The sequence below is a fragment of the Zunongwangia atlantica 22II14-10F7 genome, from assembly GCF_002094855.1.
GTDB lineage: Bacteria > Bacteroidota > Bacteroidia > Flavobacteriales > Flavobacteriaceae > Zunongwangia > Zunongwangia atlantica.
In genome coordinates this window covers 115,511-141,174 of sequence record NZ_ARYN01000016.1, presented here as the reverse complement: position 1 = coordinate 141,174, position 25,664 = coordinate 115,511, and the positions used below count along the sequence as shown (strand labels likewise).

The following is a 25,664-nucleotide window of genomic DNA, read 5'->3' as shown; positions in this document are numbered from 1 at the left end:
TCCACGTGGTAAGCAGCTTCACGGCCCATGGAGATGCGGGAAGTTTTATGAAGTTATAAAGTCTTTAAATTCTAACCAGAACATTTCCATTTGATGCATATTTTCAGCAAAGAAATGTTTTACTTTAGGCCAATCACTTTTATTGTTTATGCTAACTTTATCTTGTAATTCAATATAAATGCGTGAAATCGTTTTTCCTTCAGGTAATTCATACGCTGCATCAAATACGATATTAGCCAAATATTCGGACTTTAAAATAGTTTTTAAAGATTCTAATTTTTCGAAATAATAAGCTTGTATTATTATATCGTCACTTTCAATATCTAAGGATACTATAGCTCTTTTTTGCGCGAATGTAAATTTCAGTTGAATTTCTTTAACTTTAGTATTGTAGAGTATCCACTTTCTTGAATATTCCTGACCAAAACTTGTCCAAAATTCCTGTCTTATTTTTTTACTTTCTTCTCTGCTAAACATAGATTACATGAAATAAGCTAGTAATATTCCTAATATTATAACGCACAATTTAGATGCGTTAAATTTGTGATCTTTTGAAGCTTCAAATAAAATGGTGGTTGATATGTGCAGAAAAACACCAATTACTACTGCATTAATATACGAACCGTAATTTTGAATGAAATCGAATTGTAGTTTAATAAAGCTACCTAATGGTGTCATTAAAGCGAATAATATTAAAAACAAAGAGGCTTTTAAATGACCAATTTTAGAATTGAATAAGAATATACTTAAGATGGCTGCTACTGGAATTTTATGGATTGCGACGCCATATAATAAATGCGAACTTTCACTAAGCGGAAATCCTTCTAATAGAGAATGTATGCCTAGGCTGATAAGAAGCATTAAAGGGAATTGCTTAGAATTTGGGTCGTGATGCATGTGGCCATGCTCTAATCCTTTAGATATAAATTCTAATATAATTTGGAAAAGAAGACCTAATAGGATAAAAACTCCAACTTCTTTTCCTTGTGTTTCATAAACTTCAGGTAGTAGTTCGAATACGGTAACCGATAATAGATAAGCCCCACTAAAAGATAATAATAGCTTAAAAGAAGCCGATGACGATGGTTTTAAAAATCGAGAAATTAAATAACCTATAAGAACTGCTAAAAGTGGTAAAATAAAAATCATTAAATATATTGCTATTAATTATGGCGATGCTTAGTCGGTTATTTTGTTAAATGATTTCAGGGGGAATTATTTTTTTAAGCAATTTGGCTTAGGTTATTATTTGCTGCGAAAATAATGTAATTTTGCCACTCTTTAAAAGAATGACTATGCAAGGTAATTTTAAAATGATCGCTAAAACTTTCTTTGGCTTTGAACCAATTTTAGCAAAAGAGCTAAGGGATCTTGGCGCTATGGATGTTAAGGAAGGTAATAGAATGGTTAGTTTTGTGGGTGATAAAGGTTTTATGTATAAGGCAAATCTTTGTTTACGCACTGCGATTAAAATTTTAAAGCCTTTTGCTGGTTTTAAAGTATTTTCTGAAGATGATTTATATCAAAATATAAAAAAGCTTGATTGGGAGGCTGTGTTAGATGTTAACGGCAGTCTGGCAGTAGATGCTACTTTACATTCAGAAGTATTTACACATTCAAAATATATTTCTTTAAAAACAAAGGATGCTATAGTAGATCGATATCGTGAGCGATATGATAAAAGACCAAATGTCGATTTAAAATTTCCAGATTTACGTGTAAATATACATATTGAAAAGACCTGGTGTAATGTTTCCTTAGATACCAGTGGAGATTCTCTACATAAAAGGGGGTATCGTACTGCAACTAATATTGCACCTATTAATGAAATTTTAGCTGCCGGAATGATTTTAAAATCTGGCTGGCACGGGCAATGTGATCTATTAGATCCAATGTGTGGTAGTGGAACAATTCCTATAGAGGCGGCAATGATTGCCTGTAATATACCGGCAAATATAAATCGAAAAGAATTTGGATTTGAACGTTGGAAGGATTGGGATGAAGATTTATTCGAGAAGATTGAAGCTTCAAGCATGAAGAAGGTTAAAGATTTTCATTTTGAAATTGTTGGTTATGATAAAGCGCCTTCAGCAGTAGAAAAGGCTAAGGACAATGTAAAAAATGCTAATTTGTCTGAGTTTATTAAAATTGAAAGAGCCGATTTTTTTGAGACTGAAAAATTAAATGATCGTCACTTACATATGGTTTTTAATCCGCCTTACGGGGAAAGACTTCAGATAAATATTGCTGAATTTTATCAAAAACTAGGAGACACATTGAAACAGAATTATCCTGGAACTGAAGCATGGTTTATTACTTCAGAAGATGAAGCACTTAAAAATGTAGGTTTAAGACCATCTAGAAAAGTTAAAATGTTTAATGGTGGGCTAGAGTCTCGTTTCCTTAAATATGAAATTTATGAGGGATCAAAAAAGCGAAAGAAACAATTCTAATTTTTCGCTTTTTTGAAGATAGGAATTAAATAAGAGATGGAATAGCCATATCCAATACCAAAATTGCTGTCATCAAAAGTACGCCCAAAACCGGGTATGGTAAGATTATCGAAACCAGCTGGTGTGGTTTGGCTTAATCTTCTTTTAAGTTGAACATTTGCCGATAGGTAGAGGTTTTTAAGAACTTCAACCTTAAATCCGGCCATTAGCTCTATCCAACTTGCGGTTAATCCTGAAGTTTCGATACCTTCAAATCTTATATCATCACCAAAATAATCGTTAGTGGTGTATATTTGATATTCTTCAATATCCTGGCTAAATGTAGAAAATCCATAGCGTAAACCTGCAAAAACGATATTTTGCATCCCTTCCCAGTTTTCGTATGCATTATAATTGGCTCCAATCTTTACAAAACTTCCGGAAGAAGAAACTTTTATGTAATCTTCGCCAAAAGGAAGTGTTTCGTTTCCAATTTCTGCGGCTAAATAGTAATTATCGTAGAGTCTTAGGTCAGCTTCAACCATAAAACCGGTGTAATCTTCATCTAGAACTGTTCTGGCTAGTTTACTAATATCAATTCCAACGCGTAATCCATACTTTTCTTTATAAATAGTATCTGCCGACTCTAAAATAATCTCTTCTTCTGTTGGATTTTGGGCAAATAAAAAATTGCAACCTATAAATAAGAATAGTGCACTAAAAATTAAAGTCGATTTTGTATAATTTCGGTATGTTTTTTTAGGCATTACTCAAAATAGATATTTAAATGGGCGGTTAAAGCATCTTCATCATCTTCGTCTACATCTCCAAAATTATATGAAACGATGTCATCTACCAAAAACTCCATTCTGGTGATCCATCGATCATCTTCGCCTCCATCTGTGATGTAATCTATGTTCAAATAGTTTACTTTAAATGAACAGGCCCGGTTGATATATTCTTCCTCAGGTTCATAATTGAACTCTATAATATCGATGTTGGTTTCTAGGCTATTGTCTTCATCCTCCACAATTTCCCCATTTTCATCGTAAATAGGTCCGTTATATATAAACTCATATTGTGTAGAATTTTCACCAGTTTTCAGCGGGATACTTATGCTTTGGCTATTTTCTCTATACAGTAGCATGTCTAATGGATCTCTACCAACTTCGCGAACCGTTAAGTTAACTGAAGTTCTTGGTTCTCTAGTAGTAGCATCAAAGAAATTGATTACCAACATTGGTGTGGTATCTACCGTTTCTGGACAAATGTCATCTCTTTGGCATCCTGCAAAAATTATCAGGATGAAAATAGATAAAATAAAATCTCTTTTATAATTAATAAACCTCATTATTTTCTTTCTAAACAAACCACATTCTCTACATGAAATGTTTGTGGAAACATATCTACCGGCTGCACTTTGGTCACTTTGTAATGCTCGTCTAATAAAGCTAAGTCTCTGGCTTGTGTTGCAGAATTACAACTTACGTAAACAATTTTTTTAGGTAAAATACCTATAATTTGAGCAACTACATCTTTATGCATTCCGTCTCTTGGTGGATCTGTAATGATAACGTCTGGATGGCCATGTTTATTGATAAATTTTTCAGTAAAAACTTTTTTCATGTCTCCAGCAAAGAATTGGGTATTATCTATACCATTTCTTTCAGCATTTTCTATGGCATCACTTATGGCTTCAGGAACAGCTTCAACACCAATTACTTTTTTAGCCTGTTTTGCAACAAATTGAGCAATAGTTCCTGTACCGGTATAAAGATCGTAAACTAATTCATCACCTTTAAGGTCTGCGAAATCTCGAGTAACTTTATATAACTCGTAAGCCTGCGCAGAGTTTGTTTGATAGAAGGATTTAGCATTAATTTTAAATTTAAGACCTTCCATTTCCTCGAAAATATGATCCTGGCCTTTATAGCAAATTACCTCCTGGTCGTAAATAGTATCATTTCCCTTGTTATTGATAACGTATTGAAGTGAGGTGATTTCAGGAAATTCTTCAGCAACAGCATTTAATAAAAGTTCTCTAACAGCTTTATTTTCTTCGTAAAACTGGATAAGAACCATAATTTCACCTGTACTGGCCGTTCTTATCATTAAAGTACGTAAAAGCCCACTTTGTGCTCTGGTATTAAAAAAAGGAATATCGTTTTGAGTAGCAAAGATCTTTACGAAATTTCTAATGGCATTACTGGGATCTTCCTGAAGATGACATTTTTTAATATCTAAGATTTTATCCCACATTCCTGGGATATGAAAACCTAAAGCATTTTTATCGTCAAAATCCTTACCACTCTTAATTTCATCTAAAGTTAGCCAGCGACTATCACTAAAAGAAAATTCCATTTTATTTCTGTAAAAATAGATTTCTTTACTTCCTAAGATTGGTGTTATTTCGGGTAGTTCGATCTTGCCTAACCGTTGTAGATTGTTGGTTACTTCCTGTTGTTTATATTCAAGCTGATATTTATAATCCATAAACTGCCATTTACAGCCTCCACAGGTTCCAAAATGCTGGCAAACCGGTTCAACTCTTTTATCAGAATATGAATGAAAATTAATCGCTGTACCTTCAAAATATGATTTTCTTTTTTTTGTAGTCTGAATATCTACAACATCACCAGGAACGGCATTGTTTACAAAAATCACGCGACCATCTGGTGATTTGGCAATACTTTTACCTTTAGCACCAGCATCTACAACTTCAACAGCTTCAAAAAGCTTATTTTTATTCCTTCTTCCCATACCGCAAAAATAGAATAATTGCAGGATTAAAGGTGGGTGTCCTTAAAAAAATCAGTAAACATTTAGTAAATTGCGAAAACATTAAAATTGGATGATTTCTCTCCTAATCTGTATAACAGAACAAGAAGGAATTGTATTTATTAATGATTAAAAATTTGAAAAAGGAATGCCATTAACAAAAATTAATTCATCACAACAAGCTATCGAATTAGAAGACAAGCATGGTGCGCATAATTATCATCCGTTACCAGCTGTTTTAAGTAGAGGAGAAGGCGTGCATGTTTGGGATGTAGAAGGAAAAAAATACTATGATTTTCTTTCGGCATATTCAGCAGTTAATCAGGGGCACTGTCATCCAAAAATTGTGGAAGCTTTAAATAATCAGGCAGCTACATTAACCTTAACATCCAGAGCCTTTCATAATGATGTGCTTGGACCATTTGAAAAGTATGCTACAGAATATTTTGGGTTTGATAAATTATTACCCATGAATACTGGAGCTGAAGCGGTAGAAACTGCTATTAAAGTTGCCAGAAAGTGGGCTTACGAGACTAAAGGAGTAAAAGAAACTGAAGCTGAAATAATTGTATGTGAAAATAATTTCCACGGAAGAACAACAACAATTATTTCTTTTTCTAACGACGAGGAAGCACGAAAGAATTTTGGACCATATACACCGGGTTTCCAAAAAATACCTTATGATGATATCGATGCATTAGAAAAGTCACTGAATGAAAATGAGAATATTGCTGGATTCTTGGTAGAACCAATTCAGGGTGAAGCCGGAGTTTATGTGCCTTCTAAAGGATTTTTGAAAAGAGCTAAGGAGCTTTGTGAAAAACATAATGTACTTTTTATAGCAGACGAAGTTCAAACAGGAATCGCCAGAACTGGACAATTACTGGCTGTAGATCACGAAGAAGTAAAACCTGATGTTCTTATTTTAGGTAAAGCAATTTCAGGTGGGGTATATCCTGTCTCAGCTGTTTTAGCCAATAATAATGTAATGGATGTAATAAAACCTGGCCAACATGGTTCAACTTTTGGAGGAAATCCACTTGCTTGCGCAGTTGCCCACGCAGCATTAGAGGTTATAAAGGATGAAAAATTGGCCGAGAATGCAGAAAAGCTGGGAGGTTTATTCCGTAGACTTTTAGATGATTATATAAGAACGTCTAACATTGTTGAGTTAGTAAGAGGTAAAGGTCTTTTAAATGCTATCGTTATAAATGATTCGCCAGATAGTTCTACTGCTTGGAATATATGTGTGGCTTTAAAAGAAAATGGCTTATTAGCTAAACCAACGCATGGTAATATTATTCGTTTTGCGCCACCTTTGGTTATGAATGAAGAACAGCTAAGAGATTGTGTAGATATTATTACAAGAACATTAAAAGAGTTCGAGAAATAAATAAGATTGCAAATCAAAATAAAAATCCCCGAAATTTCGGGGATTTTTATTTATATAGCATAATTTTTTAAAATCCTGATCCGTAGATTTCTCTTTGCATTTCCATTAGTCCTTCTATGCCTCCTGCTGTAATAATTGCTATTATTCCAGAAATAAATGAAAGTACACTAAGAACTAAACCTATGATTCCTAAAATTCGGCCGGTTTTTACATTCTCGTAACCTGTATAAAGTTCTGGATTGGCAGCGTAAAGATCTTTGGCTTTGTTCGCAAGTACGATTGCCAAGATTCCAAATACGATTCCGAATAATCCATAGCAACAACAGCCGATGATTGATAGTATTCCAAAAACTAAAATTAGTGTGGAATTAGGTAATTTTTCCTTCATGATTGATATTAATTGGTTAGGTTATAAAATTGCATCATTTTAAAGATATACGAAATTATCATTATTGATGCATTTAAAATAATAAAGGCGATTTTAATTTTAAAATCGCCTTTAAATCTATATTTCAAATTTATAATTAAGAAAATAGCAAAAATTAAAAGAGTGTAAATAGCGGGATACATTAAAAAAGCCTGTTTAAAATGTCCCTGAAATAAAAGGATAGCAGCTCTTTGACCACCACAACCATAACAATCTACACCAAGCAGTGTTTTGTTAAGGCAGGGAAGCATGTATTCTTCGTAACCCGTATTAATTTTTAACTGTAATTTTCTTAGTTACTGTTCTATTATCTACTGTATTGATCTGAACAATATAAATAGCATCTCTTAAGTTTGCAGTAGAGAAACTAAATTGTTTTTCAGAGCTAGAAACGTCTTTACTAATAACAGCACCTGCGTTTAGATTGTAAACTGAAATATGTTTTACCTGCACATTTTGCGGTACGGCTACCTGTAAACGACCTTCGTTATTATTTTGAAAAACATCAATAGCAGCTACAAATTCTTCTTCCTCTGCGCTTGCCTGAACTTTTTCTTCCTCTGTTGGTTGATCATTTTCAAATGCAATGAAAAAGCGATCTTTAAAATCACCATTTAATTGTACTTTATAATGTTCTTTTTTAATATCGGTGTATCGATTATTTTCAGAGTCGTATAAAAAGATGTTTTCGTTATCTAGAAAATCTGTACCTGCCACGAAGAAATCAACTTCCATTTCGTTTGCAGTTAAGACATTTAATGGGATCATTTTAGAACGATCAAAAGGTAATACATTAATCATATACTCGCCACCATCAATATTGAATGCAGCATCACTAGCAAGCTTTCCAAACATAGGAGCATCCATAGCTCTATCTGGACCGGTGGTAGAAGAATTATTAAAAGCTACTAGAAGTTGTCTGGTATAAGTGTCATTTAAGCTAACATTTAATCTAATTCTTATTGGTTGTTCGTTATCGATAATAACCGAAGAATTAGCACTAGTAGTTTCCTCTTGCGATTTTGCCTGCGATTTTATATCCGTGCTAGGATCGTAAACTCTGTGGCTATTTTTAAATGTAACTGTACCACCTTCAGGTGTGCCTACTACATTAAATCCCTGCCCAATTGGGGCATATCTTAATTCATAATCTCTACCGTTGCGATCATTGTCTCTTTCGATAATTTCACCAGTTTGATTAGCGTATCTTCTAAAGGTAGCCGGAACATAATCGTTTGCTCCCGGTGAATATGCGCCATATCCACCTTCATAATCTTGTAAATAGTGCGAATTACCATTTTCAACACTATCCCAGAAATAAGCGATGCCAGTAGTGGAATCGCTATTATCCATTAAAAAAGCATTAAGATCAATCGCTGACGGATATGGATTCCCTACCAATAAAGTATTGCTGCCATTAATATTTACAGTAATATTTCCGTTATTAGGGATACCTCTAAAATCATATCGCTGTTCGCTGCCTGGATTGTTTTGAACGCCATTTACGGTAACGCTGTTTGTACCGTTAGTTCCTTTCATTGTAAATCCTAATCCGGTTGGAAGCTGGCTAATATTATTACCAATATGCTGCCAGGAGCTATAGCCAACACCAGAAAATTTATAAATCCACCTTGTTGAAATTGTTAGTGGATTTGCAGAACCATTAAGATTTGATGTCATTCTGGCCTGAGTGCTCAGAGTTTTGTCTACCGGTTCGTATAGTATTTGGTTTAGAGTTTTACCTTCAGTTTTTACAGGCATTCCCCAATAATTATAATCAAAAGCATTAGAAGTTCCTTCCTGAAAAACTGAAAGGTAGCCGTCACCTGAATTCTCAATATTATCACCCTGAAGTAATTGCGCTTCATTTCTTAAATAGATACTGGCTTCTGTAGAACCTGTACTATTTTTCTTAAGGTTAATTCCTTTTGTAACAAACAATATTTCATCATTCACATAAACATAACTGTCACCATTAGTAGATGGCGCCACGTACAAATCTACCTGTGCATTAACAAGTATAGGAAAGATTAGTGCTAATATTATGTAATATTGCTTCATAATTAAATTAAATTTGCATACAAAAATACTTCAAATTTCCATTGAATTTACGAAATTTTTTAAAAATTAGACGAACGGTTTTAAAAAAAAGATGAAAAAGAATAAATCGCAAATACTTAATACTCTTGTAATTATAGTTGGGGCTGTTATTTTGATCTACGGAATGTCACTGGCCGATGATTCTCCTTATGCAAAGATCATTGGTTTGGTAATTTTAATGTTTGGATTATATAGAGCAACTCAATTCTGGTCGGCTACTAAAGATGATTATAAAAAAGATCAGGAAAACGAGACTGAATAATGGAATTTACTAAAGGAGATATAGTTCAGGTTTTAGACGATGATATTGAAGGTGAGATTGTTGAAATTAAGGGAGATATTTTAATCGTCGAAACTTCAGATGGTTTTCCTATGCAGTTTCAGTCTAAAGATCTGGTAAAGATCAAAAAGGACGTTGAGCCTTTATTGGAGCTGGAAAGAGATGATGTAGTAGAGGCACTTCAGGAAAAAGAACATTTCAGAAAAAATAAAAAAAGGGCTTTCAGTAAAAAAAAGGAAAAACAAATTCCGGCAATGGAGGTCGATTTACATATTGAAAAATTGCTTCCGTCTAAAAAAGGTTTATCCAATCACGATATTCTTACCAAGCAATTAGATACTGCCAGGGGACAATTAGAGTTTGCCATTCGAAAAAGAATTCAGAAAATCGTTTTTATTCATGGAGTTGGCGAAGGAGTTTTAAAAGCTGAATTAGAGTACCTTTTTAGTAGATACGAAAACGTGAAATTTTATGATGCAAATTATCAAAGATATGGATTAGGAGCTACTGAAGTTTATATTTTCCAGAACTCCTAATCCGGTAATTTTTAGTTTATTACTCTACTTCGGTTTCTTCTTCCTCTTCTTCATTATTTACATTTCTTTCGTAGATAATGGTAAATGAAGAAGTAAAGCTTCCCATTTCGAATGCAATATTAGTGTTGATATCTGGAGAATTCCCGTCACTGTCTCTTAAACTAAATCCTGAAATTGTTACTTCGGTAACAACACTACGCTGAATTTCATTCTGTATGTAGGTTGGATTATCGAAGTTACGCTGAAACTCGCTATTTAAATAATCTGGAATTCCATCTTGTTGGTCATAGTTTAATGGATTTAAATATTGGCCTTCATCTAAATTTGCAAGATCGTTACCGTTTACTTCATTACGTGTTAGTGCGCCATCACCATCATCATCTGGATCAAGATAATCTGGAGTACCATCACCATCGGTATCTAAAAAGTCAAATTCTTCCCAGGATCCTTCTTCAGGATTTATTTCATCTTCGGTAAGCACATTGTCGCCATCATCGTCGATGTCTAAATAATCTGGGATACCGTCGCCATCTGTATCCAACATTTCTGCATCAGATAAATTAGGATCATAACCTTCTAAATAATTAGGAACTCCGTCGCCATCTGTATCGGCTGTTTCTTCAAGATTATCAGTGTAAGCTACGCTAATGGTTACGGTACCTGCATCACCACTAATAAATTCCTGTATAACTCGTGGTGTACTTGGCGGTACAGAAGAACAAAAATAATCACTATCTATAGGACCATCATAAATCCTGTAAATTAAGCGATTATTGCTACTAAGGTTAAATTGATGGTCTCCAATTTCAGAAATTAAAGCACCGTTTACGGTATCGTTTATTGGTCCTGTAGCATCAAGGATTAATGAAATACTTTCGTAAACACCATCGTTATTTACGGCAAAAATTACTTTTTCATCCAATCCACAAACATCAAGATCGGCATCTTCAATAGCAAAATCTGTTACAACAATATCTCCATCATCACAAGAGAACATTAAGAAAGCAAGGCTTAAAACGCCTAATATCTTTTTCATAAAAAAGCTTTTGAACAAAAATAGAAGTTTTATAGATTTTCAACGGAGCTTCTTTAAAATTATTTTAAATACCATTACCTTTGCCCACCATGGAAAAAGTATATTTAGACTCTGCCGCCACAACCCAAATGCGTCCTGAAGTGATTACTAAAATTACTGAAGTGATGCAGGAAAATTATGGAAACCCTTCATCTACTCATAGTTTTGGGCGTTCTGCTAAATCGTTAATCGAGAGAGCCAGAAAAACAATTGCAAAACAATTAAATGTAACTGCTGCTGAAATTATTTTTACTTCTGGCGGTACTGAAGCTGATAATCTTGCCCTTAATAGTGCTGTTAGGGATCTTGGAGTAAAACGAATTATAACTTCGGAAATTGAACATCATGCTGTTTTATATTCAGTAAATCAGCTGAAAGATTGTTTTGATATTGAAGTTGAATATGTAAATCTTACTGCGGAAGGTGAAGTTGATCTAATTGATTTGGAAGATCGTCTTAAGAGCTCTGATGTTAAAACGCTGGTAAGTTTAATGCATGTGAATAATGAAGTAGGCAATAAGCTCGATCTTAAAAAGGTAGCCTTACTTTGTAAAGAATATAAAGCTTTATTTCATTCAGATACGGTACAGTCTATTGGGCATTACGAGTTAGATTTGCAGGAAATTCCGGTAGATTTTACAGCAGTGAGCGCACATAAATTTCACGGACCTAAGGGTGTTGGTTTTGCTTTTATCAGAAAAAATAGTGGTTTAAAACCGCTAATCTTTGGTGGAGAGCAGGAGCGTGGATATCGCGCAGGTACAGAAGGTCTACACAATATTGTAGGTTTAGAGGAAGCTTTTAAATTGGCCTACACAAATCTTGAAGAAGAAAAAGCCTATACCACCGCTTTAAAATCTCATTTTATCGAAGCGCTTAAAAAGGAAATTCCAGGAGTTAAATTTAACGGGAAATCTGGCGATCTAGAGAAAAGTACCTATACTTTGATCAACGTAAATCTTCCGGTTAGTGAAGAAAAAGCTTTAATGCTTTTGTTTCAGCTGGATTTAAAAGGAATTGCCTGTTCTAAAGGTAGTGCCTGCCAAAGTGGAAGCGATAAAGGTTCGCATGTTTTAAATGCTTTCCTTTCAGAAGAAGATTTACAAACCCCTTCTATCCGATTTTCATTTTCAAAATATAACACAAAAGAAGAGATCGATTATGTGGTAAAAACACTTAAAGAATTTATCGAATCTTAACTCTTTAATCGAGTTTTAATATAAAACGCCTCGCAATTGCGAGGCGTTTTTGGTTATTTTTAGGCTTAATTTTTTCTAAAGAATTTGGCTTCGTAGGTATTCGTATTTCCTACATTATCGGTGACAATTAGTTTGAAATCATTTTCGGTTTCAGTAACTACACCATCAGAAAAATCGTGTGTTAGCGTATTGTTTTTATATTCATATTCCATCAGGATCCATTTACCGTTTACGGTTGCTCTAAAACTTTGGATTCCGCTTAAATCGTCACTTATTTTTACTTTTAGATCACTATTTCCTGAAATCCACTGCCCATCATAAAAATTTACGGGTCGCACTGAAGGGGGATTCACATCTGAAACCAGTGTATATTCTCCAAAACTGCGTGTTCCGGTGGTAAAGCGTGTTGGTTTCTTATAAGTTGTAGAATAACTTGGGCGCCCATACTTGCTTATTTGTGCAATAAACATTTTTTCTTTTTCTTCAGCAGGGATATCGCTTACATCAAAACCAATGGTAATATTTTTATGCAAGGCTACATCATCATGATGCACTTTTACGGTATCACCCATAAATTCGATATCTAAAAATGTATCGTAATACAATGCATTTTTAGGAATGTAAATGTCTATTCCGTTTTCTTCGATAGAGAAAGTTTCGTTGTAATTGGTGAAATAATCGGTTTTTATTTCATCTTTTGGAGTGATCTCTCCAGAGAAATTTCCTTTAATTGGGATTCTAATGGTTTTAGAATTTCCTTTAAAATCGGTTACTTCAACCACATAATTATAATCCAGTCCATCTTCAATATCTAATTTTCCTTCATTTACAACACCATTATAAATACTAAGCGGATTATTACTTTCTTTAAATAATTTCTGAACTCTTTTTCTGTGATTCGAGTAATATTCGTAATCAATAAGGAAATTCAGATACCTGCTTTCAGCAAAAGAAAAACGTTGAAAATCTAAGTTCATCACAGGGCTACCATTTAAACTGGCTTCAATTTTATAAACTCCGTTTTTATTTGGAGCAAGACTTTTTTGATCTACAGTTGAAATTCCGAATCCAATTTCTCCGCAGGCTTCCAAAGCATTGGTAGTGTAAGAGCCATCATTCTGCGGAATTAATCGCAATTTTTGTCGATTAGCTGAATTGTTTACATGAGCGCCTTCGCCAATAGGGTACGCAAATAATCCATCTACAATAGGATCTCGAGTATCCTGAATATCAATACCAAACATTTCTGGATTCATTGGTCTTTGGCTGCCGTCCCGAATTTCAAAATGCAGGTGTGGGCCGCCGCTACCGCCGGTATTTCCGCTGTAAGCAATTACTTCTCCCTGTTCAACCTGTAATTCGGTAGCGCCGGGAAACAATTCAATCTCGTAAGATTCTTTATTGTATTGGCGCTCTTTCAGGTATTCTTCGATTTTTGGAGCTAACTTTTTTAAGTGACCGTAAACGGTAGTGTAACCATTTGGATGTTGTACGTATAAAGCTTTTCCGTAGCCATAATGCTGAATTTTGATTCGGCTTATAAAACCTTTTGCTGAAGCTTTTACTTCTAATCCCTGCCGTCCCTGTGTTTTAATATCTAATCCTGCATGAAAATGATTAGATCTTAATTCGCCAAAAGTTCCAGATAAAATTAAGGGAATATCCAGAGGATCTTTAAAATAGTCTTGGGGAACATTACTTATCTGTGCACTGGCTACCAGAGGAAATAAAACCAAAAAAAGGCTGAAAAATCGCTTCATATATCGTCAAAAATCATTAAATTCTACTTGCGTAAAGGTAATCAAACTTCGTGCAAAATTAAATCACTATGATTTAGAAAGTTAGACTTTACAAGGCTTAAAAACGAAAATTGAAATAAAAAATCATTGCAAATTTAAAACGGTATGTTAACTTTGTAAGGATTAGTATCGAGTTTGACTTTTATGAGCGAGATCACCGAAATAGTTGATAATCTTGAAAATAGGATTAGTAAATTACTGCACAGGCACGAGTTGCTTAAGCAGGAAATGCAATCACTACAACAGGAAATGACTGCGGTAGAATCTGAAAATACCTGGTTAAAGGGAGAATTAGAAAATTCTAACGGCCAGATAAAAGATCTAAAAGCAGCAAATGCGATGCTTGGCAGTAATGATTATAAAAAGGAAACTAAGCTTAAAATAAATAGTCTTATTAGGGAGATCGATCAATGTATCGTTCAGTTATCTGAATAAATGTGGATGGAAGACAAGCTTAAAATAAAAATTTCGATTGCAGATAGGGTTTACCCCCTAACAATTAATCCCAGACAAGAAGAGGGATTACGAAAAGCTGCAAAAAAAATCGAAGCTATGATTAAGCAATTTGAGCAAAGTTATGCCGTAAGGGATAAGCAGGATGTACTGGCAATGTGTGCTTTACAGTTTGCAGCCCAAACGGAACAAAAAGATATAGATAAAAGTGAGGAAATGCAAAAAGCAGAAGATAAGTTAAGGTCACTTAACGAGTTATTGCAAAAGCACATGGCCTCATAACGTTCTTTAAATAAAACTAAGGTTACTGCCTGTATTAGTTATTTTTTGATAAACTCAACAGATAATTCTTTAAAGAGGGTGAGTCTAAGTTGTAAAAGCGCGCCGTTCCCTTTTGGGATTACGGATTCTTGATCAGCTTGTTAGCCCTAAACCTGATTTTAAGGAGTTTAGACAAAACATCTACTAATACAGGCTTTTTTTATATATAAACAAGAAGTATGGATATAATATTAGCGATAGTTGGAGTAGTAGTTGGGCTTGGTATTGGTTTTGCCATTGCCAAATCTTTAGAAAAGAAAAAAGCCTCGGGCACTATTCTGGAAGCTCAGAGTAAAGCTGCCGGAATTATTAAAGAAGCAAAAAACGAAGCCGAGAGTATAAAGAAAGATAAAATCCTTCAGGCTAAAGAGAAATTCATCGAATTAAAATCTGAGCACGAAAAGGTAATACTTGCAAGAGATAAGAAAATTGGTGATGCAGAAAAGCGTACTCGCGATAAAGAATCTCAGGTTTCTAGTGAGCTTTCTAAAAACAAAAAATTAAACAAAGAATTAGAGAATAAAGGCAAGCAGCTGGAAGAGCAGATTGCAGATTACGAGCATCGAAACGATTACCTGGAGAAAAAGCAGGAAGAGATCGATAAATTGCACAATAGTAAAGTACAGCAATTAGAAGTAATCTCGGGTATTTCAGCAGATGAAGCTAAGGCACAATTAGTAGAAAGTCTTAAAGATGCTGCTAAATCTGATGCTATGGCTTTAATTCAGGATACAATTGAAGAAGCTAAACTTACTGCACAACAGGAGGCCAAAAAGATCATTATCAATACCATCCAGCGTATAGGAACAGAAGAAGCGGTAGAAAACTGTGTTTCTGTATTTAACCTTGAAAGTGACGATGTAAAAGGTAGAATTATTGGTCGTGAAGGCCGTAATATTAGAGCTTTAGAAGCTGCAACTGGTGTAGAGATTATTGTAGATGATACTCCTGAAGCAATTATTCTTTCTTGTTTCGATTCTGTAAGAAGAGAGGTTGCGAGATTATCCTTGCATAAATTGGTAACTGATGGTCGTATTCATCCGGCTCGTATTGAAGAGGTGGTGAAAAAAACCAGAAAGCAGATCGAAGAAGAAATTATCGATATAGGAAAACGTACCGTGATCGATCTTGGAATCCACGGTTTACAACCAGAATTAATTAAGATGGTTGGTAGAATGAAGTATCGTTCTTCTTATGGCCAAAACTTATTGCAACACTCTCGTGAAGTTGCCAAACTTTGTGGTGTAATGGCTGCTGAATTAGGTATAAATCCAAAATTAGCGAAACGTGCCGGACTTCTGCACGATATTGGTAAAGTGCCAGAAACGGAAACTGAAGTTCCTCACGCAATTTTAGGAATGCAATGGGCAGAGAAGCATGGTGAAAAACCAGAAGTTTGTAATGCCATTGGTGCTCACCATGACGAGATCGAAATGAACTCATTACTTTCTCCAATTGTTCAGGTTTGTGATGCGATTAGCGGTGCTAGACCAGGTGCCAGAAGACAGGTGTTGGATTCTTACATTCAACGTTTAAAAGATCTTGAAGAAATTGCTTTTGGATTTGGAGGCGTTAAGAAAGCTTATGCGATCCAGGCAGGTAGAGAACTTCGTGTGATCGTAGAGAGTGAAAAAGTAAACGATGAAAAGGCAAGTAACTTATCCTTTGAGATCTCTCAAAAGATTCAAACAGATATGACGTATCCTGGTCAGGTTAAAGTGACTGTGATTCGAGAAACAAGAGCAGTAAATATTGCAAAATAATTAATGCTAAAATTATATAATCTGGACTTCAGTTTTAGTCTACGATTAAGTGCAACAAAAAATCCCCGGAATTTCCGGGGATTTTTTTGTTTTGGAAATAAAAAATTTAAAACTTATATAAGTTCAAAATTCTATAAAATACCAGTTAATTTTTTTTGGGATGATAGGTTTCCAAAATCTCTCTTAAATAGGTTCTATCTACGTGCATGTAGATTTCTGTAGTGGTAATACTTTCGTGACCCAGCATTTGTTGTATAGCTCTTAGATCGGCTCCATTTTCCAAAAGATGTGTCGCAAAAGAATGTCTAAAGGTGTGCGGACTAATTTTTTTCCTAATATTAGCTTTTTCAGCCAACTGTCTAATAATTGTAAAAATCATCGCTCGCGTTAACTGGCCACCTCTTCGGTTTAAAAAAAGCGTATCACTAGCTTCAGGTTTTGCATCCTGGTGCGTTCTTACTTCATCTTTATAGATATTGATGTATTTTATATTGTAATCTGAAATAGGTACAAAACGCTGTTTATCGCCTTTACCGGTTACTTTTATAAAGCCTTCGTCAAAATAAAGATCTGATATTCTAAGATTAGTTAATTCTGATACTCGCAAACCGCAACCATAAAGTGTTTCTAGAATCGCACGATTACGTTCTCCTTCAGCTTTACTTAAATCTATGGCCGCAATTAATTCATCTATTTCTTCTACTGAAATTGTTTCGGGTAATTTTCTACCAATTTTTGGAGCTTCAATGAGATCTGTAGGATTGTCTTCTCGATAATCTTCAAAAATCAGGTAATTGAAGAAGCTTTTTAAACCCGAAATTAACCTTGCGCGAGATCTTGCATTTAGCTCTTTTGCTATCTCATATAAAAATAATTGCAGTGTTTCCTGATCTATTGTAAGCGGAGTTGTAGAAATACTTTTAACTTTTAAAAAATTAATAAGTTTAATAAGATCCAGTTCATAACTGCTAATCGAATTAGCTGAAAGTCCGCGCTCTAACTTTAAATAGCTTAGGTAATCCTTTAAAATTTGCTCCCATTTCATGTGTTAAAGATACAATTTAAGGAGGTTTAAACTTAGTAATACTTTAGCCTTTGCTAAGTTTTCTTTAAGAAGTGCACGCCTACATTTGCCCCTGTAATCAAAAACAAAATGTTATTATGAAGAAGTCAATTTTAATTATTGCTTTAGTATTATTTGGAGCAACTACTATGAGTGCTCAGGAAGCGTGGAATTTTGGTATTAAGGGTGGTGTGAACTTCGCAGATTTTACCGGGGATGATTTTAGTTCAGATAATTCCAGAACAAGCTTCAACGTAGGTTTACTTGCAGAAATTCCAGTAGTTAGTGGATTTTCAATCCAGCCAGAGGTTTTATATTCAGGACAAGGATATGAGATCTTTGAGATCGATCAGGAAAATTTTGCAGATACAGACGATAATGTAGAGTATCAACTAGATTATGTAAGTGTACCAGTTTTAGCTAAGATCTATTTAGTAGATGGATTAAGCGTACAGGCAGGTCCTTCTTTTAACTTTAAAGTAAATGAAGAAATCGATTACCAACCATTAAGCGACGGTGGAGACATTGATAATCCATATCCAGAAGCTCAAGATTTTGAATTTGGTGGTGCAGCAGGTATCGAGTACAAGTTCAATAACGGATTCTTTATCCAGGGTAGATATACTTATGGATTTTCTGAAACTTTTGAAGATGCAGACGTACATAACTCAGTATGGCAAGCTGGTGTAGGATTTATGTTCTAAACAGCTTAAAAACTAACCAATCTAACTAACCAAATTATGATTTAAAGCGGAAGATTTTTCTTCCGCTTTTTTATTAAACGTTTAGAAATGATAACACAAAAAAAATGAATTAAATTAGATTAAACTTTAATTCATCATTCATATCAAAACATTTATTTTTCGCTCTTTTGTTAATGGCCAGCTTCGCAGTTTCAGCGCAAACTGTAGAATTCGGAATTCAGGCTGGATATACAAATATTGAAGGAGAATCTTCTAGTTCTTCAGATGACGTAAGCTATTCTGGAAATTCTTCTGGTTTCTTTTTAGGAGCTGTGTTTGATCTTACACTATCCGAAAAATTTCATCTTCAGCCTTCCGTAAATTATGCAAATGCAGATGAAACAAACTTCATTGTAGTACCATTATTGGCTCAGTATTATATAGAAAATTCGGGCTTTTATCTTTTAGGAGGTCCACAAGCAACTATTTTTTTGGATAATTATTCTATTGAAAATATTGAATTTTTTAATGATTTGGGAATCGATTTAGCTTTTGGTGCAGGTTATGCAATTACAGATAATTTTTTCATTGAAGCCCGATATAGTTTTGAACTAACAAATAGATACACTAAAGAGATTAGAGATGCTGCTGGTTCAACAGATATAGATGCAGGTTTTAATGCACTAAGTATAGGAGTAGGTTATAAGTTTTAGCAGCATATAATTATGATTTAAAGCGGAAGATTTTTCTTCCGCTTTTTTTATACCTTTACTTTTCTCTCTGTAAAGAGGATTTTCAAACGAATACCTCCAAGGATTGACCTGAGGGGTTTTTCTAATAATACATAGCATGAAATTACTGATCATCAACGGGCCAAATCTTAACCTTCTAGGAACTCGTGAACCTGAAATTTACGGGAATCAGACCTTCAAAGAATATTTTAATGATCTACAGAAAAAGTTCGATAGCGTCGAACTTTCTTATTATCAAAGTAATATCGAAGGTGAACTTATCGATATGCTTCATGATGCCCGTAAAGAATTTGATGGCGTAATTTTAAACGCTGCGGCCTATACGCACACCTCAGTGGCTATTGCAGATGCGATAAAAGCGATCGAAACTCCGGTTATCGAAGTGCATATTTCTAACACGCATGCTCGTGAAAGTTTCAGGCATAAATCCTTTTTATCGCCGGTGGTAAAAGGCGTTATTTTGGGATTCGGACTCAAAAGCTACGATCTTGCGATACAAAGCTTTTTATGATTTAGGTTGAAATTCGATAATTTCAGCATTAATTTAATTCAAGATTCCTTCAGATAAAGAAGGAATTTTTCATTTTCAATTCGGTATGAAAAAAGCCTATTTAAACTGGAGTAGTGGTAAAGATGCTGCTTTTTCTTTATATAAACTTAAGCAGGAAGACGATTTTGAAATCGTTAAGCTATTTACTGCCATTAATACCGATGTAAACCGAATTTCGATGCATGGTGTGCGTGTAGCATTACTCGAAGCTCAGGCAAAAAGCCTTGGCTTGCCTTTGCAATTGGCTAAATTTTCTGGAAATGTTTCTATGGAAACCTATAATGAAGTTATGAAAGCCGAAACTAAAAAATTAAAGGCAGCGGGTGTCGATTTTGCATGTTTTGGCGATATATTTTTAGAAGATTTAAAGGAATATCGAGATGCGCAGCTGGCAAAAGTCGGTTTAAGCGGAGTTTATCCACTTTGGAAAAAGGACACCAAAAAATTAGTCGAGGATTTTATCGAATTAGGCTTTAAAGCGATCGTTGTTTGTACTAATGCGAAATATTTAGACGAATCTTTCTGCGGAAGAGTGATCGATCATGAATTTCTGGAAGATTTGCCTAAAAGTGTAGATCCCTGTGGTGAAAATGGCGAATTTCACAGCTTTGTTTTCGACGGACCAATTTTTTCTGAAGCTATTAATTTTGAAATCGGAGAGAAAGTCTACCGAACTTATCAAAAAGCAGAAGAAGGCGAAGATAATTGCTTTACAGATGAACAAACCAATTGGGATACGGGATTTTGGTATTGTGATTTGATCAATAATTAAAATAACTTTTGAAAATTTGAAGTGGGAATTCAGAAACTGAACTACTTGTCTTATTAGCCTTTGCTATAAATTGTTGTAGGGAATTTGAAACAACCAAAATGAAACAAAAATTATACATATTGATATTTGCAATTGGACTTCTAAGTTGCGATAAAAATCTTAAAAAAATTGACAATACAACTGGGGCTGAACTGTATACTCAAAATCAAGACATAGATAATTCAAAATTCTACACACAAAAAGATACTATACTAATCACAACAGAACTTAATGACACTTTAAAATTCGCAAAAGATGAATTTAATAACATAATAAATAAGCATCCGGAATTTTTTGAAGATTACCCTAATGATCCTGATCAATTATATTTCAATGATAATGACAAAGGAGAATTTAGAAGTGAATTTGAGCAAGATATTTATTATACGTTGTACGCTTATTTTTTAAAGCAAAAAAATGGTGAAAAGAAATATGAGAAAGAGCGTAAAAAGCTCATATACATTTATCTCAATATAAATTCACTATTTCAACATTTTCAGTATGGAGGAACTTACTTTGGACATCAACAATCAAGGATTTTAGGTTACGCCGAATATTCAATTTATTTACTTCCGAAAAGCAAGGAAGATTTTCAAAAGACTTACGACATATCAAAACAAAAAGATCTTTATATTAAATCACTAAAACAGCTCGTAGCAGACGAAAGCGAAATTGACTTTAATACTCTCGGAGAAGCAAAAATTGAGCGAACTACAAAACTTAATAAAATAGTTGACGAAATTGACGAATTAATCACGGACATTTTTTATTTAAGAAGAGCACAAAATTTTCAATATACACAATACCAATATTATTAAAAACAGCCCGTAACAATGTATAATCTTAATTACTGCGGATTCGAATAAGTTGGAATACAACTAGGAATTGCTGACGTTAGTTCTAATCAGAAAATCATTAATTTTAATCGTTATACGAGATCGATATAAGTGATTTTTAGCCTGAATTTATTGAGTGTAATTCTTTTCTGAAATACTAATTATAATTTTCTAACCTGAAATTATCTAAAATAGAAGAACAACCTTCAACTTAAAAATGAATAAATTTTTTAAAATTTTAAAAAGAGTCTTTTTTGTTTTACTCTTTACCATCCTTATTTTAGGAGTTTTTGGATATGTTTACTTATACGTGCTTCCCAAAGGTCCAGAAGTTACTGAAGTAGAAAAACTAAAAACAGGTACCGATTCTTTTGTGATGTATGCTTATAAAACAAATGAAAGAAGATCGATAAAAGTCTGGACGTATAAACCTGAGAATTGGAAGAATAATGATAGAATTATTTTTGTAATGCATGGCGGAGGTAGAAATGCAGACGATTACCTGGATGCCTGGAAAAATATTGCTGAAGAACATAATATACTGGTTCTAGCACCTGAATTTGCCAACAAGTTTTCAAAGTATACCACTAACGATTATCAGGAAGGTAATTTATTTACCTTTTTCGGAACCAGTAATCCTAAAGAAGAGTGGGCTTATACGGTAATAGAAAATATTTTTGATCACGTAAAAGAAACTAACGAGATTACGAATAAAAATTATGATCTTTTTGGGCATTCTGCCGGAGGGCAATTTGTACATCGCATGATTTTGCTAATGCCAGAAGCTAGAATCAATAAAGCAATCGCAGCAAATGCAGGATTTTATACTTTACCAATCAAAGATTTAGAATATCCTTACGGATTAGAAAAAACTGATATCTCTTCGAATAGTCTTCAAAAGTCTTTTGAGAAAGAATTAATCGTTCTTTTAGGAGAAAATGATAATGATCCAAGTCTGGGAACTTTTAGAGAAACAGAGCTAGCCATGCAACAGGGTGAACATCGTTTAGCACGAGGTTCATATTTCTACAAAACCACTTTCAATTTAGCAGAAAAGAAATCATGGGATTTTAATTGGAAAGTTGATACGGTTAAAAACGTTGGGCATAATTACAGTGAAATGTCTAAACAGGCAATAAAGTATTTGGTAAACTAACATCTTCTAAAAAAAAGACATGAAAAAAGCCCTGAAAATCGATATTTTCAGGGCTTTTTTATAGAGATTAAATTGGCTTATTAATTAAAATATTATAAGTGAATTACTTCATCGTAAGCATCAGCTACAGCTTCCATAACCGCTTCACTCATTGTTGGGTGAGGGTGAACTGCTTTTAATACTTCGTGTCCTGTAGTTTCTAGTTTTCTACCAAGAACCGCTTCAGCAATCATATCGGTGACGCCGGCACCAATCATATGGCAACCTAACCATTCACCGTATTTAGCATCAAAGATCACTTTTACGAAACCATCAGATTTTCCGGCAGCTTTTGCTTTACCAGAAGCAGAGAATGGGAATTTACCCACTTTTAATTCGTAACCAGCTTCTTTAGCTTGCTTTTCAGTGAAACCAACTGAAGCAATTTCAGGAGTAGCATAAGTACAACCAGGAATATTTCCATAGTCTAAAGGCTCTACATGCATTCCTTTAATTTTTTCAACACAAATAATTCCTTCCGCAGAAGCAACGTGAGCAAGCGCTGGGCCATGTACCACATCACCAATAGCGTAAATTCCGTCTTTATTTGTTTTATAGAAATCATCTACTACGATCTTATCTTTATCGGTTTTGATACCTAAATCTTCAAGACCAATATTTTCGATATTCGTTTTAATTCCAACTGCAGAAAGTACAATGTCAGCTTCTAAAGTTTCTTCCCCTTTTTTGGTTTTTACTTTAGCTTTAACGCCATCGCCAGAAGTATCAACGCTCTCTACAGAAGAGTTTGTCATTACTTTAATACCAGCTTTTTTAACGCTACGCTCAAATTGTTTAGAAATATCTTCGTCCTCTAAAGGCACAAGATTAGGTAAGAACTCTACGATAGTTACCTCGGTTCCCATGGAGTTATAAAAATGAGCAAACTCAACGCCAATCGCACCACTACCAACAACGATCATTTTCTTTGGTTGTTTTTCCAAAGACATTGCTTCACGATATCCAATAACTTTTTTACCGTCTTGTTTTAGGTTTGGCAATTCACGAGAACGAGCACCAGTTGCAACGATAATATTATCTGCAGAGTATTCTGTCTTTTTATCTTTAGCATCGGTAACTTCAACCTTTTTACCAGATTTTAGTTTACCGTATCCTTCGATAACATCGATCTTGTTCTTTTTCATAAGGAATTGTACACCCTTACTCATACCATTGGCAACGTCACGACTTCTTTTAATTACAGCACCAAAATCCTTATCTGGATTTTCTAATTTTAAGCCGTAGTCTTCAGCATGTTTAAGATAGTCAAAAACCTCTGCACTTTTAAGCAGCGCTTTTGTAGGAATACATCCCCAGTTTAGACAAACACCACCAAGGTTTTCTTTTTCCACAATAGCTGTTTTAAAGCCCAATTGTGAAGCACGGATCGCAGTTACATAACCACCCGGGCCACTACCTAAAACAATGATATCGTATTTACTCATATTTAGATTTTTTTTAAACAAAAAATAGTTCCTGCGAATTTAAGGAATATTAGCTTAACCGAAAAGTTTTGCACTTACAGGATTGCCTTAAAATCGCCTTTATCTTTATGCTGAAATTTAATTTAAGATCATTTACTTAAAGTTCGAAAATGTGAATTTTGAAGCTTATTTTTTATGCTGAAATTTTTAGATTGAAAATACTTTCTCTTGAAGTAATTCTACGGAATAAAAAAAGGCTTTACCCAAAAAGATAAAGCCTTTATAATTTTAAATATTCTGAAGCTTAATTAGCCATTTTGATATCTGAAACATTCAAATTAAATTCTTTCATAACTGAACCTAAATTGTTTTCATCAAAGTTTGAAGAAGAATATACGTCTCCAGGAATAATTACAATTCTAAAAATTTGACCGTCAGTAAACCCAGGGTCAAGATTATTTAGAGTATAATTACCATCGATAAAGATCTCTGCATCAACAAAAGTATGGTTAAATACGTACTGAATTGTACCTTCTGTAGTAAAGAAGTTTTGAGGAAGTAAACTCCATTCGTCTACGGGGCCATCATTATATTCTCCTACTGCATCTAAGCGATATACTAAGACAACATCTGTTTCATATGTCTCAAAATTTGTGAAATTTTCGAAAGTAATTAGATCTGTAGTCCAATAGTCTGCACCAGAATCGTAAACAAAATCGCTTTCAACTTCAAAAATAGCAGGGATAGCGCCAAGACCATCTTCACCCGGAGGTCCTTGTGGTCCTACTTCTCCGTCATCTGAGCAGGAGGCAAATAAAAATGTGCTTGCAAATAGTAAAGTGAATATCTTTTTCATAGTGGTTAATATTTAAGGGTTTTTAATTATTTTTAAAATCTATGCTAGCCGAGTTTACGCAATAACGCTGGCCAGTTTCTGTAGGGCCATCATCAAAAACGTGACCTAAATGGCTTCCGCAGTTGGCACATAAGATTTCGGTTCTTATCATTCCAAAAGTGCGATCCTGTACATATTCGATCTTACCTTCTATAGCTTCATCGAAACTTGGCCATCCACAACCACTTTCAAACTTACTATCGCTTTCGAATAATTGTTCATTACAGGCGGCGCATCTATATTCGCCATCTTCGAAATGAAGATTATATTTTCCAGTATGTGGGGCTTCGGTTCCTTTTTTTCTCAAAATGCGGTACTGCTCATCAGAAAGCTGCTCTTTCCATTCAGCTTCCGATTTTTCAATATTGTATTTTTTCATTCGGGTTTAATTATTTTTCGGTTGGGATAAAATCCATAGCGACACCGTTTATGCAATGTCTTTTTCCGGTAGTTTCTCTAGGGCCATCATCAAAAACATGACCTAAATGTCCGCCGCATCTGGCGCAGTGAACTTCGTCGCGTTGGTATCCTAATTTAGAGTCAGATCCAAAAGCAACACCACCTTCGATTGCACGATCAAAGCTTGGCCAGCCGGTACCGCTTTCAAATTTGTATTTATTTTCATAAAGTTCGTTTCCGCAGGCAGCGCAAACAAATGTTCCGTTCCCTTTTACGGTTAATAACTTGCTAGAAAACGGAGTCTCTGTAGCAGCTTTTCGAAGTACTTTAAATTGCGCATCGGTAAGTTCTTTTTTCCATTCACTTTCAGATTTAGAAACCTCAAATTTTTGTTTGGATTTAGGTTTTTCTTCCTGGGCATTTCCTTTGCAGCTTACCAGTGTAAAGGCCGCAATTAGTATAAATAGTAACTTTCTCATTCTTTTTTATTTTGAAAGTTA

General features: G+C 34.4%; 29 protein-coding genes and 1 other RNA gene. 15 read left to right on the top strand and 15 right to left on the bottom strand.

The features are described from left to right. Positions 1 to 45: 45 nt before the first annotated feature. Positions 46 to 477 carry a DUF4268 domain-containing protein gene (locus IIF7_RS16740; RefSeq protein WP_084842845.1) on the bottom strand — a complete coding sequence of 144 codons (432 nt, stop codon included), beginning with the start codon at positions 475 to 477 and terminating at the stop codon, positions 46 to 48. Positions 478 to 480: 3 nt separating this feature from the next. Further along, entirely contained in the window at positions 481 to 1,149 is a 669-nt protein-coding gene (locus IIF7_RS16735; RefSeq protein ID WP_084842844.1) for a ZIP family metal transporter, read from the bottom strand. A 146-nt stretch (positions 1,150 to 1,295) separates the two neighbouring features. Between IIF7_RS16735 and IIF7_RS16730 the strand changes: the two genes are divergently transcribed. Continuing rightward, positions 1,296 to 2,453, top strand: coding sequence for a THUMP domain-containing class I SAM-dependent RNA methyltransferase (locus IIF7_RS16730; RefSeq protein WP_084842843.1), 1,158 nt, complete (start codon positions 1,296 to 1,298; stop codon positions 2,451 to 2,453). Here the strand turns inward: IIF7_RS16730 and IIF7_RS16725 are convergent. The 3 genes from IIF7_RS16725 to rlmD are packed head-to-tail and all read right to left on the bottom strand — an operon-like array spanning position 2,450 to position 5,192. Further along, entirely contained in the window at positions 2,450 to 3,199 is a 750-nt protein-coding gene (locus IIF7_RS16725; protein WP_084842842.1) for a DUF6048 family protein, read from the bottom strand. The genes IIF7_RS16730 and IIF7_RS16725 overlap by 4 nt on opposite strands. After that, positions 3,199 to 3,783, bottom strand: a complete 585-nt coding sequence (locus IIF7_RS16720) for a DUF6452 family protein (RefSeq protein WP_084842841.1) — start codon at positions 3,781 to 3,783, stop codon at positions 3,199 to 3,201. The genes IIF7_RS16725 and IIF7_RS16720 overlap by 1 nt, the downstream gene beginning before the upstream one ends. Continuing rightward, on the bottom strand, positions 3,783 to 5,192 hold the full coding sequence (gene rlmD / locus IIF7_RS16715) for a 23S rRNA (uracil(1939)-C(5))-methyltransferase RlmD (protein WP_084842840.1): 1,410 nt from the start codon (positions 5,190 to 5,192) through the stop codon (positions 3,783 to 3,785). Before rlmD ends, IIF7_RS16720 begins: the two co-directional genes overlap by 1 nt. A gap of 166 nt (positions 5,193 to 5,358) precedes the next feature. Between rlmD and rocD the strand changes: the two genes are divergently transcribed. Then, positions 5,359 to 6,603, top strand: a complete 1,245-nt coding sequence (gene rocD / locus IIF7_RS16710; RefSeq protein WP_084842839.1) for an ornithine--oxo-acid transaminase — start codon at positions 5,359 to 5,361, stop codon at positions 6,601 to 6,603. Positions 6,604 to 6,670: 67 nt separating this feature from the next. Here the strand turns inward: rocD and IIF7_RS16705 are convergent, their stop codons facing one another. From IIF7_RS16705 to IIF7_RS16695, 3 genes are read right to left on the bottom strand one after another with little or no spacing between them, the layout of a single operon-like run. Beyond that, positions 6,671 to 6,994, bottom strand: coding sequence for a CCC motif membrane protein (locus IIF7_RS16705; protein ID WP_084842838.1), 324 nt, complete (start codon positions 6,992 to 6,994; stop codon positions 6,671 to 6,673). Between the two features lie 5 nt (positions 6,995 to 6,999). Then, entirely contained in the window at positions 7,000 to 7,281 is a 282-nt protein-coding gene (locus IIF7_RS16700) for a DUF2752 domain-containing protein (RefSeq protein WP_176218983.1), read from the bottom strand. Positions 7,282 to 7,300: 19 nt separating this feature from the next. Beyond that, the gene (locus IIF7_RS16695) at positions 7,301 to 9,091 is read right to left on the bottom strand and encodes a T9SS type A sorting domain-containing protein (protein ID WP_084842837.1); all 1,791 of its coding nucleotides are present in this window, start codon (positions 9,089 to 9,091) and stop codon (positions 7,301 to 7,303) included. A gap of 91 nt (positions 9,092 to 9,182) precedes the next feature. On the opposite strand from IIF7_RS16695, the gene IIF7_RS16690 reads away from it, so the two are divergent. Further along, positions 9,183 to 9,392 carry a hypothetical protein gene (locus IIF7_RS16690; protein ID WP_084842836.1) on the top strand — a complete coding sequence of 70 codons (210 nt, stop codon included), beginning with the start codon at positions 9,183 to 9,185 and terminating at the stop codon, positions 9,390 to 9,392. Continuing rightward, a complete protein-coding gene (locus tag IIF7_RS16685; protein ID WP_084842835.1) occupies positions 9,392 to 9,946 on the top strand; it encodes a Smr/MutS family protein in 555 nt (184 codons plus the stop codon). Before IIF7_RS16690 ends, IIF7_RS16685 begins: the two co-directional genes overlap by 1 nt. A 19-nt stretch (positions 9,947 to 9,965) precedes the next feature. On the opposite strand, the gene IIF7_RS16680 is transcribed toward IIF7_RS16685, so the two are convergent. Continuing rightward, complete coding sequence (locus tag IIF7_RS16680) at positions 9,966 to 10,982, bottom strand: hypothetical protein (protein ID WP_084842834.1); 1,017 nt, start codon at positions 10,980 to 10,982, stop codon at positions 9,966 to 9,968. A gap of 89 nt (positions 10,983 to 11,071) precedes the next feature. Between IIF7_RS16680 and IIF7_RS16675 the strand changes: the two genes are divergently transcribed. Beyond that, positions 11,072 to 12,220: a cysteine desulfurase family protein gene (locus IIF7_RS16675; protein WP_084842833.1), complete on the top strand. Its 1,149-nt coding sequence runs from the start codon at positions 11,072 to 11,074 to the stop codon at positions 12,218 to 12,220. A gap of 65 nt (positions 12,221 to 12,285) precedes the next feature. On the opposite strand, the gene IIF7_RS16670 is transcribed toward IIF7_RS16675, so the two are convergent. Further along, positions 12,286 to 13,980 (bottom strand): M23 family metallopeptidase, encoded by a 1,695-nt coding sequence (locus IIF7_RS16670; RefSeq protein ID WP_084842832.1) that lies wholly within the window; start codon positions 13,978 to 13,980, stop codon positions 12,286 to 12,288. A 183-nt stretch (positions 13,981 to 14,163) separates the two neighbouring features. Between IIF7_RS16670 and IIF7_RS16665 the strand changes: the two genes are divergently transcribed. From IIF7_RS16665 to rny, 4 genes are all read left to right on the top strand, one after another. Then, entirely contained in the window at positions 14,164 to 14,454 is a 291-nt protein-coding gene (locus tag IIF7_RS16665) for a hypothetical protein (RefSeq protein ID WP_084842853.1), read from the top strand. A gap of 6 nt (positions 14,455 to 14,460) precedes the next feature. Then, a complete protein-coding gene (locus IIF7_RS16660; RefSeq protein ID WP_084842852.1) occupies positions 14,461 to 14,754 on the top strand; it encodes a cell division protein ZapA in 294 nt (97 codons plus the stop codon). A gap of 52 nt (positions 14,755 to 14,806) precedes the next feature. Further along, positions 14,807 to 14,923, top strand: a non-coding RNA gene (gene ssrS, locus IIF7_RS16655) — 6S RNA. A 49-nt stretch (positions 14,924 to 14,972) separates the two neighbouring features. Further along, entirely contained in the window at positions 14,973 to 16,556 is a 1,584-nt protein-coding gene (gene rny, locus IIF7_RS16650) for a ribonuclease Y (protein WP_084842831.1), read from the top strand. Between the two features lie 145 nt (positions 16,557 to 16,701). Here rny and xerD read toward each other — a convergent pair whose 3' ends face one another. Further along, positions 16,702 to 17,601: a site-specific tyrosine recombinase XerD gene (xerD, locus tag IIF7_RS16645; RefSeq protein ID WP_084842830.1), complete on the bottom strand. Its 900-nt coding sequence runs from the start codon at positions 17,599 to 17,601 to the stop codon at positions 16,702 to 16,704. Positions 17,602 to 17,717: 116 nt separating this feature from the next. On the opposite strand from xerD, the gene IIF7_RS16640 reads away from it, so the two are divergent. The 6 genes from IIF7_RS16640 to IIF7_RS16615 all read left to right on the top strand — a co-directional run bounded on the left by IIF7_RS16640 (position 17,718) and on the right by IIF7_RS16615 (position 22,407). Beyond that, the gene (locus IIF7_RS16640; RefSeq protein ID WP_084842829.1) at positions 17,718 to 18,323 is read left to right on the top strand and encodes a porin family protein; all 606 of its coding nucleotides are present in this window, start codon (positions 17,718 to 17,720) and stop codon (positions 18,321 to 18,323) included. A 113-nt stretch (positions 18,324 to 18,436) separates the two neighbouring features. Beyond that, entirely contained in the window at positions 18,437 to 19,015 is a 579-nt protein-coding gene (locus IIF7_RS16635) for an outer membrane beta-barrel protein (protein ID WP_386274714.1), read from the top strand. 136 nt (positions 19,016 to 19,151) lie between these two features. Further along, entirely contained in the window at positions 19,152 to 19,565 is a 414-nt protein-coding gene (gene aroQ / locus IIF7_RS16630; RefSeq protein WP_084842827.1) for a type II 3-dehydroquinate dehydratase, read from the top strand. 85 nt (positions 19,566 to 19,650) lie between these two features. Beyond that, the gene (locus IIF7_RS16625) at positions 19,651 to 20,376 is read left to right on the top strand and encodes a Dph6-related ATP pyrophosphatase (protein ID WP_084842826.1); all 726 of its coding nucleotides are present in this window, start codon (positions 19,651 to 19,653) and stop codon (positions 20,374 to 20,376) included. Positions 20,377 to 20,474: 98 nt separating this feature from the next. Further along, positions 20,475 to 21,233, top strand: a complete 759-nt coding sequence (locus IIF7_RS16620; RefSeq protein ID WP_084842825.1) for a hypothetical protein — start codon at positions 20,475 to 20,477, stop codon at positions 21,231 to 21,233. Positions 21,234 to 21,468: 235 nt separating this feature from the next. Beyond that, positions 21,469 to 22,407 carry an alpha/beta hydrolase family protein gene (locus IIF7_RS16615; RefSeq protein WP_084842824.1) on the top strand — a complete coding sequence of 313 codons (939 nt, stop codon included), beginning with the start codon at positions 21,469 to 21,471 and terminating at the stop codon, positions 22,405 to 22,407. 92 nt (positions 22,408 to 22,499) lie between these two features. Here IIF7_RS16615 and lpdA read toward each other — a convergent pair whose 3' ends face one another. The 4 genes from lpdA to msrB (IIF7_RS16595) form a co-directional block, all read right to left on the bottom strand. Further along, complete coding sequence (lpdA, locus tag IIF7_RS16610) at positions 22,500 to 23,891, bottom strand: dihydrolipoyl dehydrogenase (protein ID WP_084842823.1); 1,392 nt, start codon at positions 23,889 to 23,891, stop codon at positions 22,500 to 22,502. Positions 23,892 to 24,174: 283 nt separating this feature from the next. Continuing rightward, a complete protein-coding gene (locus tag IIF7_RS16605; protein ID WP_084842822.1) occupies positions 24,175 to 24,726 on the bottom strand; it encodes a hypothetical protein in 552 nt (183 codons plus the stop codon). 22 nt (positions 24,727 to 24,748) lie between these two features. After that, complete coding sequence (gene msrB / locus IIF7_RS16600) at positions 24,749 to 25,144, bottom strand: peptide-methionine (R)-S-oxide reductase MsrB (protein WP_084842821.1); 396 nt, start codon at positions 25,142 to 25,144, stop codon at positions 24,749 to 24,751. A 10-nt stretch (positions 25,145 to 25,154) separates the two neighbouring features. Next, positions 25,155 to 25,643: a peptide-methionine (R)-S-oxide reductase MsrB gene (gene msrB, locus IIF7_RS16595; RefSeq protein WP_084842820.1), complete on the bottom strand. Its 489-nt coding sequence runs from the start codon at positions 25,641 to 25,643 to the stop codon at positions 25,155 to 25,157. Between the last annotated feature and the right edge of the window lie 21 nt (positions 25,644 to 25,664).

Bases quoted from the DNA above. Each gene is read 5' to 3' on its own strand.
- rocD (WP_084842839.1), top strand. From the start codon at position 5,359: ATGCCATTAACAAAAATTAATTCATCACAACAAGCTATCGAATTAGAA.
- IIF7_RS16660 (WP_084842852.1), top strand. From the start codon at position 14,461: ATGGAAGACAAGCTTAAAATAAAAATTTCGATTGCAGATAGGGTTTAC.
- IIF7_RS16740 (WP_084842845.1), bottom strand. From the start codon at position 477: ATGTTTAGCAGAGAAGAAAGTAAAAAAATAAGACAGGAATTTTGGACA.
- IIF7_RS16620 (WP_084842825.1), top strand. From the start codon at position 20,475: ATGAAACAAAAATTATACATATTGATATTTGCAATTGGACTTCTAAGT.
- IIF7_RS16730 (WP_084842843.1), top strand. From the start codon at position 1,296: ATGCAAGGTAATTTTAAAATGATCGCTAAAACTTTCTTTGGCTTTGAA.
- xerD (WP_084842830.1), bottom strand. From the start codon at position 17,601: ATGAAATGGGAGCAAATTTTAAAGGATTACCTAAGCTATTTAAAGTTA.
- IIF7_RS16680 (WP_084842834.1), bottom strand. From the start codon at position 10,982: ATGAAAAAGATATTAGGCGTTTTAAGCCTTGCTTTCTTAATGTTCTCT.
- IIF7_RS16625 (WP_084842826.1), top strand. From the start codon at position 19,651: ATGAAAAAAGCCTATTTAAACTGGAGTAGTGGTAAAGATGCTGCTTTT.
- IIF7_RS16690 (WP_084842836.1), top strand. From the start codon at position 9,183: ATGAAAAAGAATAAATCGCAAATACTTAATACTCTTGTAATTATAGTT.
- msrB (WP_084842821.1), bottom strand. From the start codon at position 25,144: ATGAAAAAATACAATATTGAAAAATCGGAAGCTGAATGGAAAGAGCAG.
- rlmD (WP_084842840.1), bottom strand. From the start codon at position 5,192: ATGGGAAGAAGGAATAAAAATAAGCTTTTTGAAGCTGTTGAAGTTGTA.
- lpdA (WP_084842823.1), bottom strand. From the start codon at position 23,891: ATGAGTAAATACGATATCATTGTTTTAGGTAGTGGCCCGGGTGGTTAT.
- IIF7_RS16615 (WP_084842824.1), top strand. From the start codon at position 21,469: ATGAATAAATTTTTTAAAATTTTAAAAAGAGTCTTTTTTGTTTTACTC.
- IIF7_RS16640 (WP_084842829.1), top strand. From the start codon at position 17,718: ATGAAGAAGTCAATTTTAATTATTGCTTTAGTATTATTTGGAGCAACT.
- IIF7_RS16720 (WP_084842841.1), bottom strand. From the start codon at position 3,783: ATGAGGTTTATTAATTATAAAAGAGATTTTATTTTATCTATTTTCATC.
- IIF7_RS16670 (WP_084842832.1), bottom strand. From the start codon at position 13,980: ATGAAGCGATTTTTCAGCCTTTTTTTGGTTTTATTTCCTCTGGTAGCC.
- IIF7_RS16665 (WP_084842853.1), top strand. From the start codon at position 14,164: ATGAGCGAGATCACCGAAATAGTTGATAATCTTGAAAATAGGATTAGT.
- IIF7_RS16700 (WP_176218983.1), bottom strand. From the start codon at position 7,281: ATGCTTCCCTGCCTTAACAAAACACTGCTTGGTGTAGATTGTTATGGT.
- IIF7_RS16735 (WP_084842844.1), bottom strand. From the start codon at position 1,149: ATGATTTTTATTTTACCACTTTTAGCAGTTCTTATAGGTTATTTAATT.
- IIF7_RS16675 (WP_084842833.1), top strand. From the start codon at position 11,072: ATGGAAAAAGTATATTTAGACTCTGCCGCCACAACCCAAATGCGTCCT.
- IIF7_RS16605 (WP_084842822.1), bottom strand. From the start codon at position 24,726: ATGAAAAAGATATTCACTTTACTATTTGCAAGCACATTTTTATTTGCC.
- IIF7_RS16695 (WP_084842837.1), bottom strand. From the start codon at position 9,091: ATGAAGCAATATTACATAATATTAGCACTAATCTTTCCTATACTTGTT.
- IIF7_RS16725 (WP_084842842.1), bottom strand. From the start codon at position 3,199: ATGCCTAAAAAAACATACCGAAATTATACAAAATCGACTTTAATTTTT.
- IIF7_RS16685 (WP_084842835.1), top strand. From the start codon at position 9,392: ATGGAATTTACTAAAGGAGATATAGTTCAGGTTTTAGACGATGATATT.
- rny (WP_084842831.1), top strand. From the start codon at position 14,973: ATGGATATAATATTAGCGATAGTTGGAGTAGTAGTTGGGCTTGGTATT.
- msrB (WP_084842820.1), bottom strand. From the start codon at position 25,643: ATGAGAAAGTTACTATTTATACTAATTGCGGCCTTTACACTGGTAAGC.
- aroQ (WP_084842827.1), top strand. From the start codon at position 19,152: ATGAAATTACTGATCATCAACGGGCCAAATCTTAACCTTCTAGGAACT.